Annotated in this window: 14 protein-coding genes; 11 read left to right on the top strand and 3 right to left on the bottom strand. The window is 67.7% G+C overall.

Features of this window, described 5'->3' with window-relative positions; all coding sequences use genetic code 11:
* Positions 1 to 92 precede the first annotated feature (92 nt).
* The 4 genes from GK109_RS08475 to GK109_RS08460 all read left to right on the top strand — a co-directional run bounded on the left by GK109_RS08475 (position 93) and on the right by GK109_RS08460 (position 5,049).
* Entirely contained in the window at positions 93 to 902 is an 810-nt protein-coding gene (locus GK109_RS08475) for an ABC transporter permease subunit (protein ID WP_323057839.1), read from the top strand.
* Positions 899 to 2,728 (top strand): glycoside hydrolase family 13 protein, encoded by a 1,830-nt coding sequence (locus GK109_RS08470; RefSeq protein WP_197432429.1) that lies wholly within the window; start codon positions 899 to 901, stop codon positions 2,726 to 2,728. The genes GK109_RS08475 and GK109_RS08470 overlap by 4 nt, the downstream gene beginning before the upstream one ends.
* A gap of 141 nt (positions 2,729 to 2,869) precedes the next feature.
* Positions 2,870 to 3,436, top strand: coding sequence for a type 1 glutamine amidotransferase domain-containing protein (locus GK109_RS08465; protein WP_157239724.1), 567 nt, complete (start codon positions 2,870 to 2,872; stop codon positions 3,434 to 3,436).
* 137 nt (positions 3,437 to 3,573) lie between these two features.
* The gene (locus GK109_RS08460) at positions 3,574 to 5,049 is read left to right on the top strand and encodes a DHA2 family efflux MFS transporter permease subunit (RefSeq protein ID WP_157239722.1); all 1,476 of its coding nucleotides are present in this window, start codon (positions 3,574 to 3,576) and stop codon (positions 5,047 to 5,049) included.
* A gap of 81 nt (positions 5,050 to 5,130) precedes the next feature.
* Here the strand turns inward: GK109_RS08460 and GK109_RS08455 are convergent, their stop codons facing one another.
* Entirely contained in the window at positions 5,131 to 5,967 is an 837-nt protein-coding gene (locus tag GK109_RS08455; protein ID WP_157239720.1) for an alpha/beta fold hydrolase, read from the bottom strand.
* An 88-nt stretch (positions 5,968 to 6,055) separates the two neighbouring features.
* Positions 6,056 to 6,724 carry a TetR/AcrR family transcriptional regulator gene (locus GK109_RS08450; RefSeq protein WP_370460480.1) on the bottom strand — a complete coding sequence of 223 codons (669 nt, stop codon included), beginning with the start codon at positions 6,722 to 6,724 and terminating at the stop codon, positions 6,056 to 6,058.
* A 219-nt stretch (positions 6,725 to 6,943) separates the two neighbouring features.
* Between GK109_RS08450 and GK109_RS08445 the strand changes: the two genes are divergently transcribed.
* The 5 genes from GK109_RS08445 (at position 6,944) to atzF (ending at position 15,703) form a co-directional block, all read left to right on the top strand.
* Positions 6,944 to 8,446 (top strand): amino acid permease, encoded by a 1,503-nt coding sequence (locus GK109_RS08445; RefSeq protein ID WP_157239717.1) that lies wholly within the window; start codon positions 6,944 to 6,946, stop codon positions 8,444 to 8,446.
* Positions 8,447 to 8,536: 90 nt separating this feature from the next.
* Entirely contained in the window at positions 8,537 to 9,421 is an 885-nt protein-coding gene (locus GK109_RS08440; RefSeq protein WP_157239715.1) for an urea amidolyase associated protein UAAP1, read from the top strand.
* Positions 9,418 to 10,095 (top strand): urea amidolyase associated protein UAAP2, encoded by a 678-nt coding sequence (locus tag GK109_RS08435; RefSeq protein ID WP_157239713.1) that lies wholly within the window; start codon positions 9,418 to 9,420, stop codon positions 10,093 to 10,095. The genes GK109_RS08440 and GK109_RS08435 overlap by 4 nt, the downstream gene beginning before the upstream one ends.
* Positions 10,092 to 13,847, top strand: a complete 3,756-nt coding sequence (gene uca, locus GK109_RS08430) for an urea carboxylase (RefSeq protein WP_370460479.1) — start codon at positions 10,092 to 10,094, stop codon at positions 13,845 to 13,847. Before GK109_RS08435 ends, uca begins: the two co-directional genes overlap by 4 nt.
* Complete coding sequence (gene atzF, locus GK109_RS08425; RefSeq protein WP_157239711.1) at positions 13,844 to 15,703, top strand: allophanate hydrolase; 1,860 nt, start codon at positions 13,844 to 13,846, stop codon at positions 15,701 to 15,703. Before uca ends, atzF begins: the two co-directional genes overlap by 4 nt.
* Here atzF and GK109_RS08420 read toward each other — a convergent pair.
* Entirely contained in the window at positions 15,700 to 16,554 is an 855-nt protein-coding gene (locus GK109_RS08420; protein ID WP_370460478.1) for an alpha/beta fold hydrolase, read from the bottom strand. The genes atzF and GK109_RS08420 overlap by 4 nt on opposite strands.
* Positions 16,555 to 16,628: 74 nt before the next feature.
* Here GK109_RS08420 and lysS point away from each other — a divergent pair, with 74 nt between their 5' ends.
* The gene (gene lysS, locus GK109_RS08415; RefSeq protein ID WP_321215080.1) at positions 16,629 to 18,161 is read left to right on the top strand and encodes a lysine--tRNA ligase; all 1,533 of its coding nucleotides are present in this window, start codon (positions 16,629 to 16,631) and stop codon (positions 18,159 to 18,161) included.
* Between the two features lie 2 nt (positions 18,162 to 18,163).
* Positions 18,164 to 18,340 carry a hypothetical protein gene (locus GK109_RS08410; RefSeq protein WP_370460477.1) on the top strand — a complete coding sequence of 59 codons (177 nt, stop codon included), beginning with the start codon at positions 18,164 to 18,166 and terminating at the stop codon, positions 18,338 to 18,340.
* The last annotated feature ends 86 nt before the right edge of the window (positions 18,341 to 18,426 follow it).

The following is an 18,426-nucleotide window of genomic DNA, read 5'->3' as shown; positions in this document are numbered from 1 at the left end:
CGGTACCCCAGCAGGAACCGCAAAAGACTCCGGAGTCCCGCCGCAGGCACCCGAGAAACCGATGGTTCAAAGAAGTTGGATGGCGTCACCTTGTGGCAATCGCGGCGGTGTCCGTAGCCCTGTTCCCCGTGCTGTTCATTGTCTCGGCCGCGCTGAACCCGCTGGGCACGGTGGCGTCCACCAGCCTGATTCCCCGTGAAGTGAGCTTCGTGCATTTCGAAGCCCTCTTCACGGACCCCAACCGTCCTTACCTCCGCTGGTTTGCCAACACGCTGATCATCAGTACTGTCGTCACACTTGGCCAGATTCTGTGCAGCGCCCTGGCAGCATACGCCTTTTCGCGCTTCCGCTTCAGCGGCCGGCGAATTGGCTTGCTCAGCCTTCTCCTCATCCAGATGTTCCCCCAGTTCCTCGCCGTAGTGGCGCTGTACCTCATGTTCACTTCCATCGGTGACGTCATTCCCCAGCTGGGCCTCAACACGCTCCTGGGCTACGGGCTCCTGCTCATGGGTGGCGCACTCTCGCAGGTGTGGCTCATCAAGGGATTCTTCGACTCGGTGCCGAAGGAGCTGGACGAGGCAGCAATCATGGACGGAGCGGGCCACGCCACCGTGTTCTTCCGCGTCATCTTCCCCCTGATAACCCCGATCCTGGCAGTCACCGGCCTGCTGTCCTTCATCGGCGTGCTGGGCGAATTTGTCCTGGCATCAATCTTCCTCACCGATAACGACGTCAAGACCCTGGCTGTCGGACTGTACGCCACCATCGACGCTGACCGGTCCGGGAACCTCGGCGTGTTCGCCGCAGGAGCCCTCCTCACCAGCCTGCCCGTGGTCCTGCTCTTCCAGTTCCTGCAAAAGTTCATCACCGGAGGACTCACCGCCGGGGCGGTCAAGGGATGAGCGCCACGCAGCTGTGGGACCATCCACACCATGACGGTTCCGCAATGTACGTTTCCAACCCCACTCCTGAACTGGGGGACGCAGTCACGGTGTTCCTTCGGGTTCCCCGCGCCAGCGGCGTAACGAAGGCCCTGCTGCGCGTATGCATAGACGGCGAACAGGCGCTGCTTGAGACGAGCATCGATCGTCAAAACGCGGACGAGTTCTGGCTGAAGGCTGATTTCCCGCTGGAGAACCCGGTGGTGAACTACCGCTGGCTGCTCGACGGATCCCCGAGCGGGTACCAGTGGTTCAACGGGACTGGCCTGCACACCCGCGACGTAACGGACGCCTGCGACTTCCGCATCACCGCCTACTCCCCGCCCCCCGCCTGGGGAAACAGTGCCGTCCTCTACCAGATTTTCCCGGACCGGTTTGCAAAATCAGTGGACCGGCCGGCACCGGACTGGGCCATCCCCGAGGACTGGGGAAACAAAGTGATCGGGCGGGGACCCGAAACTCCGTACCAATACTTCGGCGGAGACCTCGACGGAATCACCACCCGCCTGGAACACATTGCCTCCTTGGGGGCCGACACCGTGTATCTGACACCGATATTTCCCGCCCGTTCAAACCACCGGTACGACGCATCCAGTTTCGACCAGGTGGATCCCTTGCTTGGCGGGGATGCAGCTCTGCGCCGCCTCTCCGGGGCCCTGCATGACCGCGGCATGCGCCTGCTTGGTGACCTGACGACCAACCACTGCGGGGACGCCCACGAATGGTTCAGGACAGCGGTTGAAGATCCGCAAAGCGTCGAAGCGGGATTCTTCCTCTTCACCAACCACCCTGATGAGTACGTGTGCTGGTTCGGGCATAAATCGCTGCCGAAGTTCAACCACAGCGATCCGGAATTGCGTCGGCGCCTGTACGAGGGCGAGGATTCCGTCGTGGCCCGCTGGCTGGGACCGCACGGATTCGACGGCTGGCGCATCGACGTCGCCAACATGACGGGGCGGCACGGCACGACCGACCTCAACCACATGGTGTCCACCACGCTGCGCCGGACCATGGCTGAAGCCGATCCGGAGGCGCTGCTGCTGGCCGAACACAGTCACGACGCATCACAGGACCTGCAGGTGGATGGCTGGCATGGCGTGATGAATTACGCCGGTTTCACGCGCCCGGTATGGCAATGGCTGAAGCCGCCAACCGCCGTACCGCTGGAGCCAGGGCCGTTCGTGTCCATCCCCCGGCTCTCCGGGAAAGACGTGGTCGGCTCAATGCGGGACTTCGCCGCGGCCGTACCCTGGCGCGCGGCCGCGCACGCCCTCAACCTTGTTGGGTCCCACGACACGTTCCGGGTGAGCACCCTGCTCGGGGACCCGCGGCTGGTCACGGTGGCCTTTGGACTGTTGGCCACGATGCCAGGGATCCCCATGCTGTGGGCGGGAGATGAGATCGGACAGGAGGGCGTGAACGGTGAAGATGGCCGCCGCCCCTTCCCCTGGGACAAACCGGATGAATGGGATCATGGCAGGCTGGCCACCACCCGTGCTCTTTTCCAAACGCGGAAACAGTCGGAAGCCCTTCGACAGGGCGGACTGCGGTGGCTGGCAATCGGAGATGATGCTTTTGCCTTCCTTCGTGAATCAGCCAACGAAACGGTGCTGATCCACGCCTCCCGGGCCGACCATGCCGCCATCAGGGTTCCCGCCCAGGTCGTCGGAACCAGCCTGCGCGGCCTGGCAGGAACCCCGGACCTTCACGCTGCGGCAGATGGAATGGTCACCCTGCCCGGCGCAGGGCCGGGTTTTGCCATGTGGAGCTGTGACCCGTCCGCTTAAGGGCACTGCTCTGCGGCAGAGAAAATGCTCAGCTTGCTTATCACTTTCGGTGTTCCTAGGCTGGAAACTGTCAGGCAATAGCTTCCGGGGCGTGGTCCGGTGCCCACAAGGCGCCGGACCGGCCTCAGTCGAGGAGGAACAATGTCAGAACAGAGCATCGCAGGCAAGAAGGTCGCATTCCTGTTGACCGACGGCGTCGAGCAGGTTGAACTCACCAGCCCGTGGCAGGCAGTCAAGGACGCCGGCGGCCAGCCCACCCTGGTGGCCCCGAAGAGCGGCAAGCTGCAGGGTTTCAAGGGCACGGAGAAGGGCGACACGTTCGACGTCGACCTGACCGTTGCCGAGGCCAACGCCGGTGACTTTGACGCCCTGGTGCTTCCCGGCGGCGTCGTCAACGCCGACCACCTCCGCGTGGACAAGGATGCCCAGAGCTTCACCCGCAGCTTCTTTGAACAGCACAAGCCGGTGGCCTCCATCTGCCACGGGCCCTGGCTCCTCATTGAGGCCGGCGTGCTGCGCGGACGGAACGTCACCTCCTACCACACGCTCCAGACCGACCTGAAGAACGCGGGCGCCAACTGGACCGACGAGGAAGTGGTGGTGGACCAGGGCCTGGTGACCAGCCGCAAGCCGGACGACCTGCCAGCCTTCAACGCCAAACTGGTTGAGGAAATCGCGGAAGGCCGGCACGCGGGCCAGACCGCCTAGTTCCGGATCCGACCCCGGCAGTTCCCTCAGGCTTCAGAAAAAGTTCCGGTGCGGAGGAATTACTCCACCCGGTAGAGTGTTGGCACCTGCAGCGGCCATGTCCGCGCATCATCCATACACTCCCTGAGGGAACACCCATGTCTACCGAAGTTTCTCCAAACGCCAAGGGGCAGTCAGTCCAGACCGATGGAACCAGGCCTGCCGCGCCGGAGAAGATGTCCCGTGAATCGGTGACCATCATCAGCACGCTGCTGGTGGCCACCTTCGTGGTGATCCTCAACGAGACCATCATGAACGTGGCCCTGCAGCGGCTCATGGTGGACCTCCGGGTGGATGCGCCCACAGTCCAGTGGCTCTCCACCGGCTTCATGCTCACCATGGCCGTTGTCATCCCCACCACGGGGTTCATCCTGCAGAGCCTCTCCACGCGCGCCGTCTTCCTGCTCGCCATGGGGCTCTTTGCCGGCGGTACCGCGCTCGCTGCGGCAGCTCCCGGATTTGAGGTCCTGCTGCTGGCGCGCATCGTCCAGGCGGGCGGCACGGCCATCATGCTGCCGCTGCTGATGACCACCATCCTCACCCTGGTCCCGCTGGCCAGGCGCGGGGCCGTAATGGGCAACGTCAGCATCGCCATTTCCGTGGCTCCGGCCATGGGCCCCACGGTGTCCGGGCTGATCCTTGAGCATTTCACCTGGCGTTTTATGTTCGTGTTCGTCCTCCCGGTGGCCCTCGTGGCGCTCGCCATCGGCGCGAAGTACCTGACCAACGTGGGGGAGACGGAGAAGACCAGGCTCGACTTCCTCTCGGTCCTCCTGACCGTCCCCGCGTTCGGCGGGCTGGTCTACGGGCTCAGCCAGATCGGCGGCGGCCACGGCGGCCAGGCCGGTCCGGGAGCGCCCGCCATCGCCGCGCTGGTGATCGGCGTCGCCAGCCTCGCCGTGTTCGTGCTTCGCCAGGTGCGGCTGCAGAAGGCCGAAGCCCCGTTGCTGGACCTGCGCGCCTTCAACTTCCGCATGTTCACTGTCTCGGTCCTGCTGATGGTGGTGGCCATGATGGCGCTGTTCGGCGGCGTGATCCTGCTGCCGCTCTACCTGCAGGAAATCCGCGGCCTCGGCTCCCTTGAGACAGGACTGGCCCTGCTGCCCGGTGGCCTTGCCATGGGCCTGCTCGGCCCGGTCATCGGCCGGCTGTTCGACAAAGTGGGGCCGCTGCCGCTGACCGTCACGGGTTCCATCCTGATGGTTTTGTCCCTGTGGCAGTTTTCCATGCTCGACGCCGGCACGTCCGTTGCGTGGATCGTCACCTTGCACGTGGGGCTGAGTTTTGGCCTGGCACTGCTGTTCACGCCGGCGTTCACCACCGGCCTGAACCCGCTGCCGCCGCACCTCTACTCGCACGGGTCCGCGATCATGAGCACCACGCAGCAGGTGGCGGGCGCAGCCGGCACAGCCCTGCTGGTGTCGATCTTCGCGGTGGTCTCGGCAGCGTCCGGCCTCGTGGCGGGGATGAGCGCCGCGTTCCTGACGGCAACCGTCATAGCCTTTGCCGCCGTCGTACTTTCCGCGATGATGCGCAAGACCGAAGGTGCCGGGCCGGGTCACGCCGCCCACTAACCCGCCCCCGGCCTGCCCAACTGAGTAGCGCCAAGTGTCGTTTTGACCGCTCAAAACGACACTTGGCGCTACCTACTTGGGCTAGCCGGCGAAGAAGTCCGCGAGCACCTTGATGAGCTTGTCCGGGGCCTTGATGACGCCGTCGTGGCCCAGGCCCGGGAGGATCGTGTAGCTGGAGCCGGAGAGGACGTCGTGGATCTGGCCGCAGGCCACGCCGAAGTACGCCGGGCTCTTTTCGCCCACCACGATCAGGGTTTCCAGCGGCAGTGCCAGGAACGGCTCGGCCGGCATGTCCGCCGCGATGATGGCCTTGATTTCCCGGACGCCGGTGCGCATCAGCTCGCGCTGCTGCCTGCCCTCGGTGGTGCCGGCCGTGAGCTTGTTGGCGAGCGTCAGCATCGAGAGCGGCATGCGGGACGAAAACGAGCCCCCGGCTTCAAGCCCGCGCTGCAGGACGGCGAGGGCGCGGTCATCGTCGCCGGCGGCAGCTGCCCGCTCGTACTCGGCCGTCCAGTCAGCCTTGACGCTGTGGTTCACGGAGACCGCGGGGTCGTACACGGCCAGCCGCTCCACCGGCAGGGTCCGCGCCGCGTGCAGGGCAACGGCCCCGCCGAAGCTGTGGCCGAAGACGTCCGTGCTCGCGGTGTGTTTCATGACCGTGTCCAGGTCGCGGATGTCCACGTCCAGCGTGTAGTCCTCCGGCTGGGGCGATGACGAACCGCGGCCGCGCCGGTTGAACGTGTGCACCGGACGGCCCAGCGCCGCGCTGAGCTTCTGCGCAAACTTCGTGTAGTCCGCTGCGGTCACCATGGAAGGCGGGACAATAACAACGCCCGAACCGGCGGAAGCGAGTTCCGTGCCCGTGGAGAAGAGCTCCAGCGTGCCGCCGTCGGGGGTCCTGATGTTCTCACGCGTCATGTTCCGAGCCTAGCTGAGCAACCTGAAGGCAAGCATCACGCGCGCTGCACCCCTGGAGACATTTTCGCCTCAGGCTGCGCCGGGATGGTCAGCCCAGTTGTCCTATGAGCACTGTGCTCTGCTCCCGGATGGCAGGGAGTTCTTCGGCCAGCCCGCAGAGGATGAGCCCCGCGTCGGCCGCCTGGAGCGGCGATTCCGAGGTTGCCAGTCCGTCTGCACGCAGGTTGACCAGGGATTCGACGAGGCGGAACGCCAGGTCGCCGGGGTTCCCCGAAGCTGCGGCAGGACCCGCCGGGGACACGGCGGCGCCCAGTTCCCCGTACAGGTTCCGCAGTTCCTGCCGGTCCGCCAGGAACCGCGCGAACCGGCCGCCGCGGGTTTCGGGCAGGTGGTACAGGATTCCGAGGTTCCAGCGGGAGCTGCACAGTTGCGTGCCGTCATAAAGGGCGACGGCGTGAAGCCGGCTTCCCGGCGTCCCCTCACCGGGGGGCAGGTCGGCTACCGCGCGGGCAAACTTCAGCCCGCCCAGCACGGTCCCCTCCAGCAGGTCCTCGAGGATGTCGTCCTTGGTTTTGAAGTGGTGGTACAGCGAGGACTGCCTGATCCCCACAGCGTCGGCAATGGACCGGGTGGAGGTGTTGGCGAAGCCGTGCGTCGTGAAAAGCTCGGCCGCCGCATCCAGGATTTCGTCCCGTGCAGTCGCCCCTGGCCTGGAGGGCTGTTGGCTGCGGGGGCGTCCCGGTCCGGCTGAAGTCACGGCATCATTCTTGCACCCGGGCGGGTACGCCTTCGCCACCCCGGGCGGAGGTGAGGAGGCGGAAATACCGTGGAAACAAGATGTCCATGCGCCTTTTACAGAGGCGAAACTCGTTGGGGACATCGCGCTGGAAAACTATCAATTGACCGGTATTCCGCAGCTTTCGGCCGAGTGCTGCAGAACCGGCGGCCCCCGCCATTCCAGCCCACGGAGAATCCGATGACCTCAACCATTGCTCCCGCCGTCCACGCGGACGACGCGGATCTGACGTCCCTTGGCTACCAACCCACCCTCCACCGGAAACTCGGCCGCTACGCTTCCTTTGCCGCCGGCTTTTCCTTCGTCTCGATCCTGACCACCATCTTCCAGCTGTTCGCCTTCGGCTACTCCTTCGCGGGGCCGGCCTTCTTCTGGACCTGGCCGGTGGTACTGGTGGGCCAGCTCCTCGTTGCCCTCAACTTCGCGGAACTCGCCGCCCGCTACCCGCTGTCCGGAGCCGTGTACCAGTGGGCCCGCCGCGTCGGGGGAGAGGGAGTGGGCTGGTTCGCCGGCTGGTTCATGGCCATTGCCCAGGTGGTGACAGCCGCCGCCGCCGCGATCGCCCTGCAGGTGGTGCTGCCCCAGCTCTGGGACGGCTTCCAGATAGTTGGCGGTGACCCCGCGCTCAACACCGTCAGCGGAGCGGCCAACGCCGTCATCCTCGGTGCAGTCCTCCTGGTGGCCACCACCATCATCAACTCGCTCGGCGTCAAGCTGATGGCCCACGTCAACTCGGTGGGCGTCACCTGCGAGATCGTCGGCGTCGTGGCCGTCATCCTCGCCCTCATCAGCGCAGCCCAGCGCGGACCTGAGGTTGTTGCGGACACCACCGTGCTCCAGACATCCGAGCTCGGCGCCGTGGGAGCCTTCCTGGTGTCCGGCCTGATGGCCGCCTACGTGATGGTGGGCTTCAACTCCGCCGGCGAACTCTCGGAAGAAACCAAGGACCCGCGCCGGACAGCGCCGCGCACCATTCTTTCCGCCCTGCTCATCTCGGGCATCGGCGGCGCCCTGATGATCATCACGGCCCTGATGGCCGCCCCAAGCCTCGACGACGGCCGCCTTGCCACCGAGGGCCTGCCCTACGTCCTCACCGCCGTCCTGGGCACGTTCTGGGGCAAGGTCCTGCTGGTGGACGTGGCCATCGCCATCTTCGTCTGCACCCTGGCCATCCAGACCGCCGGTTCCCGGCTGGTGTTCTCCATGGCCCGCGACGGCAAGCTGCCCGCGTCCGCCCTGCTGTCGACAGTCCACCCCACCCGGGGTACGCCCATGTGGCCGTCGATCGCCATCGGCGCCCTGGCCGTCGGCGTCCTTGCCATCAACGTTGGCAACGCCGCCCTGTTCACCACCCTCTGCAGCGTTTGCATCGTCATGGTCTACATCGCCTACCTCCTGGTCACCGTGCCGCAGCTCCTCAACAGGCTCCGCGGCGACTGGAACCGGGTGGGGCAGGCGCTGCCTGAAGGACTCTTCTCGCTGGGCCGCTGGGGGCTCCCGGTGAACATCCTCGCCGTCCTCTATGGGGCCGTCATGGTGGTCAACCTTGCCTGGCCGCGTCCGGAGGTCTACGACCCCTCCGGCGAAAACGGACTCCTCCTTTACTCAGCGCCGCTGATGGTCGCCGTCGTCCTGCTCCTGGGGATGTGGGTCCGACGCCGGAACCTGGCTTCGAAGGCCTGACGCGCCGGAGCTCCACCCCGGCTTGCGGAACAACAGCTCCGGGAACAACCACACGCAACGAACCGCGCTCCAGAACAACACGGGATAGACATGACACAAGTAACCGAAAGCCCGGCATCGGCCGGCACCGCCACCACGGCAGGCGCCCGCGCCCACGCCCGGGAGCAGCACGGCAGGACCGTTGACACGATGCGGTTTGTGCCCGCCGCCTCCGCGCCCGACCGCCTGACCGCCGGCCTCACCGGGGACGCCGCCGCCCAGCCCACGTGGGCCGAATCCCTCGCCTTCGGGCGCTACACCACCATGACCCTGGCCCGGGGCACCAGGATCAGGCTCACGGACACCTCCGGCGACGCCTGCGTGCACGCCCTCCTCTACCGCGCCGGAGCCCTGCACGAGCGGCTCAACATCGCGGACACCGTCAAGGTGCCCTGGCAGGCCTACCCCTCAACAGGCCACCCGCTGCTTTCCGACGCCGGCCGCCTGATGGCCACGATCGTCGCCGATGCCTCCTCCCGCCACGACGCCCTGACGGGCGCCACCACACTGGCGGGCAACACGGCACGGTACGGTGCGGGCACCGCCCACAGTGGATCCCCTGCCGCCCGCGAGCTGCTTACCCTTGGAGCGCTCAAGAACGGCCTTGGCCCGCGTGACGTGGCGCCGTCGCTGACCCTCTTCAAGGGCATCACCGTGGACCCCGCCGGCAGCATCACCTTCACCGGGAGCGCCGGGCCGGGCGCCGCCGTCGAACTCCTGCTCCAGCTGGACACCGTGCTGGTACTGGCCAACACCGCCCACCCCCTGGACCCGCGACCTGACTTCACCGGGACTGCCGTCGACATCGTGGCCTGGCATGCGCCGCTGGACCTGGCGGCACTGGAATCCGGAGCGCTCACCGGGCCCCTGGCTCCCGAACACCTGCAGGCACTGCACAACACCGAACACGATCTGACCGCGAGGAACGCCCGATGAATACCGCCACCTCCGCCGCTCCCGCAGCAGGCGCCCGCGACATTGCCCTGGCTCCCGGCGACGTGGTCCTCGACGAGCTCGTCGAGGCCCGCGGCCCCTGGTCCGCCGTCGTCTCCGCCGGCGACGTGCTGACCATTGTGGACCTGGAAGGCAACCAGGCCGTGGACTGCCTGCTGTACGCGGCAGACGACACCTCCGTGCGGTACTCCGCCGCCGTCACCATTGCGCAACAGCAGTCGATTGTCCTGACCACGGGTTCCGTCCTGCGGGCGGAAACCGGCGCGCCCCTGATGACCGTCGTTGCGGACGAGGTGGGCGTGCACGACACCATCGGCGGCGCCTGCTCACAGGAATCCAACACCCTCCGCTACGGCCAGCACACCCGCGAACAGCACGCCTGCGTGGAGAACTTCCTGATCGAGGGCTCGCGCTGGGGCCTGTGCAAACGGGACCTGGTGTCCAACATCAACTGGTTCATGAACGTCCCGGTGGACCCGGACGGCGCCCTGGGCATCGTGGACGGGCTGTCCGCGCCCGGGAAGCGCGTGGCGCTGCGGGCCGAGGTGGACACCCTGGTCCTGGTGTCCAACTGCCCGCAGGTCAACAACCCCTGCAACGGCTTCAACCCCACCCCCGTCCGCATGATCGTCACCCGGCCGGAGGCTGCGCTGTGAACTCCATTGACACGTCGAACACGTTCGACACCCTCCTGATCGCCAACCGCGGCGAAATCGCCTGCCGCATCATCGAATCCGCGAAGAAGCTGGGACTGCGCACCGTTGCCGTCTTCTCCGAGGCGGACCGCGGCGCCAAGCACGTCCGGCTCGCCGACGAGGCTGTACTGCTGGGGCCCGCGCCGGCCAAGGAGTCCTACCTCCGGGTGGACGCAATCCTGGCGGCGGCAAAGGAAACCGGCGCCGGCGCCATCCATCCCGGCTACGGCTTCCTCTCCGAGGACGCCGCCTTCGCCGAGGCCGTGGAAGCGGCGGGACTTGTCTTCGTGGGCCCTACCGCCGAGCAGCTGCGCATCTTCGGCACCAAGCACACAGCGCGCGACGCCGCGCGGGCAGCCGGGGTGCCGATGATCGCCGGTTCAGGGCTGCTTGGGGACGTGGACGACGCCGTTGCGGCCAGCACCGCGATTGGCTTCCCGCTGATGCTCAAGGCCACCGGAGGTGGCGGCGGGATCGGCATGACGGTCTGCCGCAACGAGGCCGAGCTCGTGGACAGCTTCCCCCGCGTGGCCCGCCTGGCCGGGGCCAGCTTTGGCACCGCAGGGGTTTTCGCCGAGCGGTACGTGGAGAACGCCCGGCACGTCGAGGTGCAGATCTTTGGCGACGGCGAGGGCCGTGTGGTCAGCCTGGGCGACCGCGACTGCTCCCTGCAGCGCCGCCACCAGAAAGTCCTCGAGGAGGCACCCGCACCCGACCTCCCGGACGAACTGCGCGAAGAACTGCACCGCAGCTCCCGGGCCCTCTGCGCCTCCCTAAACTACCGCTCGGCCGGCACGGTCGAGTTCGTCTACGACTCCGCCCGCAAGGAAGCGTCCTTCCTGGAAGTGAACGCCCGGCTCCAAGTGGAGCACCCCGTCACCGAAGCCGTCACCGGGGTGGACCTGGTGGAATGGATGCTCCGCCTTGCCCAGGGCGGCGGCGAAGCCACCACCGTCCTTGAAGGAGTGCCGGACAGCCTGCCCGTGACCGGCCACGCCGTGGAGGCCCGCGTGTATGCCGAGGATCCGGCCCGCGGCTTCCAGCCCAGCGCCGGAACCGTCACCAACGCCGCCTACCCCGCAACGGCGGACGTCCGGGTGGACGCCTGGGCCGAAACGGGCACCGAAGTGTCCACCAACTACGATCCGCTCCTGGGCAAGATCATCACTTCCGGCACTGACCGCACCGAAGCTTTCGACCGGCTGGCCGCCGCGCTCGCCGGCACCATGATCGACGGCATCGAGACCAACTTAGGGCTGCTCCGCGCCGCCACCGCCCTGGACGTGGTCCGCAGCGTCGAGCACTCCACGAGCACCCTGGACAACGTGGGCGACCCCGAACCGCGCATCACCGTTGGCCGCCCCGGGCTGCAGACCAGCGTGCAGGACTGGCCCGGCCGGACCGGACTGTGGCAGATCGGCGTCCCGCCGAGCGGGCCCATGGACGATCTGTCCTTCCGGCTCGGCAACACCGCCCTGGGCAACCCGGAAGGTGCGCCCGGCCTCGAATTCACCATGACCGGCCCCAGCCTGGCCTTCACGCACGCCACCACTGTCTGCGTCACCGGCGCGGAGGTGGCAGTGACGGTTGACGGGCAGGAGGTGCCCGCCTGGACGCCGGTGACGGTCCCCGCGGGAGGAACGCTCGACGTCGGCACGGCCGGCGGCAAAGGCCTGCGCGGCTACATCCTGTTCCAGGGCGGCCTGGACATTCCGCCGTACCTGGGCAGCGCCTCCACCTTCACGCTCGGCCAGTTCGGCGGGCACGCCGGACGGGTCCTGCGCGCCGGCGACGTGCTTCGCGCCGTTGCCCCGTCCGCCGGCGCACTTGAAGAAGCCCCCGCAGCAGCAGTGCCCCTCGACAGCCGTCCCGCCCTTAGCTCCACTTGGGAACTCGCCGTGACGGAAGGCCCGCACGGTGCCCCGGAGTTCTTCCAGCGCGAAGACATCGAAGAGCTGTATGCATCCGAGTACGAGGTCCACTTCAACTCCGCCCGCACCGGCGTCCGGCTGACCGGCCCCAAGCCGCGCTGGGCCAGGACCGACGGCGGCGAGGCCGGACTGCACCCGTCCAACATCCATGACACCGCGTACTCGGTGGGTGCCCTGGACTTCACCGGCGACACCCCCATCCTGCTCGGCCCGGACGGCCCCAGCCTGGGCGGGTTCGTCTGCCCGGTCACCGTGGTGACCGCCGATCGCTGGAAGCTCGGCCAGCTCCGGCCGGGGGACAAGGTCCGGTTCGTTCCCGTCCGCGTCAGCCAGGCGCCGTCGGCCAGGGACCTCGGCCCCGGCCGGCAGCTGGTGCTGCCCGGCGACGCCGGCTGGTCCGGGGACCTGTCGAAGGCCACTGCCGCTGCCGCCAGCCTGCCTGCCCCGCGCGGGGATGGCGACGACGGCGTGCTGGGCCGGGTGCCGGAAGGTCCCGGCCGTCCCGCGGTCACCTACCGCCGCTCCGGCGACGACAACCTGCTTGTGGAGTACGGCGAAATGGTCCTGGACCTCGGCCTCCGCGCCCGGGTGCACGCCCTGCACCAGCACCTCGAACAGCTCCGCGTTCCGGGCATCGTGGACCTCACCCCGGGCATCCGCTCCCTGCAGGTCAAGGTGGATCCCGCGGTCCTGTCCACGAAGCGCCTGCTGGGACTGGTCCGGGAGATCGAGGCGGCACTGCCGGCGAGTTCCGAGCTGGTGGTTCCCAGCCGCACCGTCCGGCTGCCGCTGTCCTGGGACGACCCGGCCACCCGCGAGGCAATCGAACGCTACATGGCGGGCGTCCGCGACGACGCCCCCTGGTGCCCCTGGAACATCGAATTCATCCGGCGGATCAACGGCCTGGACTCGGTCAGTGACGTCTTCGACACCGTGTTCAACGCCGAGTACCTGGTCCTCGGGCTGGGCGACGTCTACCTTGGCGCCCCGGTGGCCACGCCGCTGGATCCCCGGCACCGCCTGGTCACCACCAAGTACAACCCCGCCCGCACCTGGACCCCGGAAAACGCGGTGGGCATCGGGGGCGCGTACATGTGCATCTACGGCATGGAAGGACCTGGCGGCTACCAGTTCGTAGGCCGCACCACCCAGGTCTGGTCGCGCTACGCGGAGTCCGCCCCGTTCGAGCCCGGTTCGCCGTGGCTGCTGCGCTTCTTCGACCGGATCTCCTGGTACCCGGTCAGCCCCGAGGAACTCCTGGATCTCCGTGCGGACATGGCCGCCGGCCGCGGCCGCGGAGTGGAGATCGAGGACGGAACCTTTTCGCTGGCCGAGCACGAGGTGTTCCTCGAGGAAAACCGAGAGTCCATCGCGGCGTTCCGGGAAAAGCAGGGCGAGGCATTCGCCGTGGAACGGCAGGCATGGGCCGACGCCGGCGAGTTCGACCGTGCCGACGCCCTGGCCGCTGTCATCTCACCGGTGGCAGATGAGGTGACTGTTCCCGACGGCGGGTCCCTCGTGGCCGCGCCGTTCGCCGCGAGCGTCTGGAAGGTTGACGTGGCGGAAGGCGACCGGGTGGTGCAGGGCCAGGCGCTGGTCTCGCTGGAGGCGATGAAGATGGAAACCGTCCTGGAAGCTCCCTGTGACGGCGTTGTGCTCCGCGTCCTGCCGGCCGCCGGTTCGCAGGTGGTGGCGGGAGAGGCAGTGGTGGTCCTCGGCAGCGCGGATGGGGAGTCCGTGTCCGTTGCCGAAGCGCAGGAACTGGAAGAGGCAACAGTATGAGCACCGTAACCACCGGCCCGGCCGGCACGCGGGTCAAGGCGGCGCTGGCCGCGCTGGATGCAGTGGACCGTCCGGAAATCTGGATCACCCTGCGCAGTGCGGATGACCTCCTGGCGGAGGCCGCCGCCATCGACACGGCGGTGTCGGGTGGAGCCCGACTGCCGCTGGCCGGGCTCCTGCTCGCCGTCAAGAACAACGTTGACGTCGCGGGAATCCCCACGACGGCCGCATGCCCCGGCTTCGCCTACCTGCCGGAGGAGGACGCCGAAGCGGTTGCCCGCCTCCGTGCCGGGGGCGCCCTGGTGCTGGGCGCCACCAACCTGGACCAGTTCGCCACCGGCCTGGTGGGCACCCGCAGCCCGCACGGGGCGGTCCGGGATTCCCGCCGACCGGACTACATTTCCGGCGGCTCCAGCTCCGGCTCGGCAGCCGCTGTGGCCCTTGGCCTGGTGGATATCGCCATCGGAACGGACACCGCCGGCTCGGGCCGCGTGCCCGCCGGGCTGCAGGGGATCGTGGGCATCAAGCCGACGCTGGATGTTGTGTCCACCGCCGGCGTCGTGCCCGCATGCCGGTCCTGGGACGCCGTCACCATCTTCGCCCGCCACCTCTCGACGGCGGAGCTCGCCATGGGCGTGATGGCGGGAGGAGCCCGGTCCTGGCCGGCGGACATCCGGCTGGCGGCACCGGAAAAGCCGCGGGTCGCCTATCCCGCAACCCTGCCGGCGCTGCCGGACGCCTGGGCAGCCGAATTCCACCGCAATGTGGACCGGCTCAAGGGACTGGGCGTGGAGGCGGAGGCGATCGAATTCGATGCCTTCCTCGAGGCCGCCCGGCTGCTGTACGACGGCGGGCTGGTGGCGGAGCGCCACGCCGCTGTCGGCAGTTTCCTGGAAAAGTACGACGGCGGCGGAGGCAACCAGGCGGGCATCGACCCCACGGTGGAGCGCATCATCCGGGCGGCCGGCAGCGTGCCCGCCCACCGCTACGTGGCTGACACCGCCAAGCTGGAAGCGTTGAAACAGCAGGCGGTGGCGCGGCTGGAAGGGTTTGACGCCCTGCTGATCCCCACCGCCCCGTTCCACCCCACCCTTGCCGACGTGGCCGCGGACCCGGTGGGAGTGAACTCGCTGATGGGGACGTACACGAACTTCTGCAACCTGTTTGACCTCAGCGCTGTTGCGGTGCCGGCCGGCACGGTGGACGGCGCGCAGTTCGGGCTCACCGTGGTGGCACGGACGTTCGAGGACGCCGTTGCCGCGGACATCGCCCGGCTCCTTGAGGTGACCCCCGAAGCGCCTGCCCTCTTCGCTCGTGCCCTTCACGAGCCTGGCGCGGCGCCGGCGGCTGCCGGCGAAGCTGCCCACCCGCCGTCGTCCGTTCCCTGGCCGGTGGCCGCAGGCGCAACCGCCGTGCCGCTGGTGGTGGTCGGCGCTCACCGGAAGGGGCAGCCCCTGGCCCGCCAGCTGGAGGAGCTCGGCGCCGCCTGGGACGGCCCCGTCCGCACCGCGGCCCGCTACCGGATGGTTTCCCTGGACACCGAACCGCCGAAGCCCGGGGTGTACCGTGCGGAGGACGGCGGAGCCGAGCTTGTGGGGGAACGGTGGCTCGTGTCCCAGGCCGGGCTGGGGGCGTTCCTGGCTGCCCTGCCCGAACCCATGCTGCTCGGATCAATCCAACTGGCCGACGGTTCCCGGGCTGTGGGGTTCGCCTGCGATGCGGTGGCGGCCGCACAGGGGGAGGACATCACGGTCTACGGCGACTGGCTGGCCGCCAAGGACCATCTGTCCCGTCCCAAGGGCGTGTGGCAGGACCTCGGGGACGCCGCGCTGGCAGGGTCCAGCCGCGGAGCCTAGCCCTTGAAGTACGTGGAAATGTCGGTGACCAGTTCGCCCACGGCAGCCGGGATGGAACCGTGGAAGCACTTGGGGGAGAGCTCGTAGGTGCTGCCGGGGACCGCAGCGTGCAGCCGCTCGGCCGTTGCCTTGTAATAGCCGGGACTCTTGCCGCCCGCCATGAAGTGGGTGTTGGCAGGAAGCACGCTGAAGTCCCTGGCATGGTCCGCCTCCTTGTAGGCGGCCCGGAGCTCGCCCACCCCGCTGGGCATGACTTCCTGGAACATCCGGTTCACCTTGGTCCGCGACAGCACGGCCATCAGCCCGGCAAGGACGGGCTCGGGGATCCTCGCCAAAGCCGAACCCGGTTTGGTGGCCTTCTTCATGTGGGCCAGGGCATGGCCCACCCTGCCGTTGTTCACGGCGTCCTCGAACCCGTCCAGCCAGCCGGTGTCAATGCTGCCGTCGATGTTCACGGCGGCGTCGTACACCGCAAGCTTGTCCGGCACGTACGCGGTGCCGGTGAACTCCTGGACCGCGTTGAGGGCCACGGATCCGCCCAGGCTGTGGCCCAGGATGTTCCTAGCGCCCGTGGCGTCCAGGACCGTGCGCACATCCGCGATCTCGGTGGCCATGGAGTAGTCCGCTGGCTGCTCCGACGAGCTTCCCCGCCCGCGGCGGTCATACACGTCAACGGCCCACCCGTCGCCGAGGCCCTTCGCCAGGGCCACGGAAAAGGGCCGATAGATCAGGGCGGTGAGGAAGGCCCCGCCGATCAGCAGCACCCGGCGGTCTCCTGGCGCATCTTCGGTGCCGTAGCTGTACAAAGCCAGCCGGCCGCCGTCGTGCGTTGGAAGTACCTGTTCTTTCACCACCCCATCCTAGGCAGGCGCCTGCGGGGCAGCCGCGAAGCCGGGCTGTCCAACTCCCGGTAAACTTGGGGATTGTGACTTCCCAAAACACCCCCGCGCCCAAGAACGCCCCAGAGCCCCTCGACGCCAGCGAGCAGATGCGGATCCGCATGGAGAAGCGCGCCAAACTGATCGAGCGCGGCACCGAGGCGTACCCGGTGGGCGTGGAGCGGACGCACTCCCTCGCCGAAATCCGCGAGAAGTACGCCCACCTTGAGGCGGACGACACCACGGGGGACACCGTGGGAGTCACCGGCCGCGTGGTGTTTATCCGCAACACCGGCAAGCTGTGCTTCGCCACCCTCCAGGAGGGCGGCACCGACGGCAAGGGAACCCGGCTCCAGGCCATGCTGAGCCTCGCCAACGTGGGCGAAGAGGCGCTCGCGGACTGGAAGGCCCTGGTTGACCTCGGCGACCACGTGTTCATCAAGGGCGAGGTCATCTCCTCCCGCCGCGGCGAACTGTCCGTCATGGCAGAGTCCTGGTCCATGGCCTCCAAGGCGCTCCGCCCGCTGCCGGTGCTGCACGCGGAACTGAACGAAGAGACCCGTGTCCGCCAGCGCTACGTGGACCTGATGGTCCGCGACGAAGCCCGCGAAATGGTCTACACCCGCGCCGCCATCACCCGCTCCATCCGCGAAACACTCTTCCGCCACAGCTACGTGGAGGTGGAGACCCCCATCCTCAACCTGGTCCACGGCGGCGCGCTGGCGCGTCCGTTCGAGACCCACATGAACGCCTTCGACCAGAAGATGACGCTGCGCATCGCCACCGAGCTCTACCTCAAGCGCGCTGTGGTGGGCGGGATCGACCGCGTCTACGACATGGGCCGCGTGTTCCGCAACGAGGGCGTGGACTCCACCCACAGCCCGGAGTTCACCACCCTTGAGTGCTACGAGGCGTGGGCTGACCAGTTCGTGATGGCCGAACGCATCAAGGAGATCATCCTCGACGCCGCCGACGCCGTGGGTGCCGGACGTGTCCTCCAGACGGACGCCGGGGAGATCAACCTCGACGGCGAGTGGGCCTGGCTTGCCGTGTACCCGGGGCTTTCCGACGCCGTTGGCCAGGAAGTCACGCCGGATACTCCGCTGGAGGTGCTCCGCGACATCGCCGCAAAGCACGAGGTCAAGGTGGACCCGAAGTGGGATGCCGAGAAGCTCGCTGTCGAGTTGTTCGGCGAGATCGTGGAGCCCACGCTGCTGAACCCCACCTTCGTCTACGATTACCCGCCGTCCGCCCAGCCGCTGGCCCGTCCGCACCGCGAGGACGGCCGCCTGATCGAAGCCTGGGACCTCATCATCGGCGGAATGGAACGCGGCACCGCCTTCTCCGAGCTGATCGACCCCGTTATCCAGCGCGAACGCCTGACCGAGCAGTCACGCCATGCGGCCGCCGGGGACGACGAGGCAATGCAGCTGGACGAGGACTTCCTGCGTGCCCTTGAGTACGGTGCTCCGCCGATGGGCGGAATCGGACTGGGGATCGACCGGCTCGTCATGCTGTTCACGGGCGCCGGAATCCGCGAAACGATTCTGTTCCCGTTGCTCAAGCCGGAAGGCCACTGACCGTGGAATATGTAGCTGTCCTCCTTCCCTCCGTGGTGGTCGGCCTGCTTTTCTGGTTCGCCATGAAATCGATTTTCAATGCGGACAAAGCGGAACGCCAGGCGGAAGCCCAGGCCCAGACCGAAGCCGAAGCTAAGGCGGCATCCCCCGCGGACCGGCCGGACCCGGAATCGAATTGATAAACCCCTGGCTTTTCCCTCCAATATCCCCCGGAACCATTTGCCGCTTTGACGCGTTGCCATAAAGGGAGTCATACTTTTAAGGA

The sequence above is a fragment of the Pseudarthrobacter sp. GA104 genome (assembly GCF_009741265.1).
Lineage (GTDB): Bacteria > Actinomycetota > Actinomycetes > Actinomycetales > Micrococcaceae > Arthrobacter.
The sequence above is the reverse complement of the archived record's forward strand: the minus strand, read 5'-3'. Positions and strand labels throughout refer to the sequence as shown.

Bases quoted from the DNA above. Each gene is read 5' to 3' on its own strand.
- GK109_RS08455 (WP_157239720.1), bottom strand. From the start codon at position 5,967: ATGACGCGTGAGAACATCAGGACCCCCGACGGCGGCACGCTGGAGCTC.
- GK109_RS08435 (WP_157239713.1), top strand. From the start codon at position 9,418: ATGAATACCGCCACCTCCGCCGCTCCCGCAGCAGGCGCCCGCGACATT.
- GK109_RS08460 (WP_157239722.1), top strand. From the start codon at position 3,574: ATGTCTACCGAAGTTTCTCCAAACGCCAAGGGGCAGTCAGTCCAGACC.
- atzF (WP_157239711.1), top strand. From the start codon at position 13,844: ATGAGCACCGTAACCACCGGCCCGGCCGGCACGCGGGTCAAGGCGGCG.
- GK109_RS08440 (WP_157239715.1), top strand. From the start codon at position 8,537: ATGACACAAGTAACCGAAAGCCCGGCATCGGCCGGCACCGCCACCACG.
- GK109_RS08445 (WP_157239717.1), top strand. From the start codon at position 6,944: ATGACCTCAACCATTGCTCCCGCCGTCCACGCGGACGACGCGGATCTG.
- GK109_RS08470 (WP_197432429.1), top strand. From the start codon at position 899: ATGAGCGCCACGCAGCTGTGGGACCATCCACACCATGACGGTTCCGCA.
- GK109_RS08465 (WP_157239724.1), top strand. From the start codon at position 2,870: ATGTCAGAACAGAGCATCGCAGGCAAGAAGGTCGCATTCCTGTTGACC.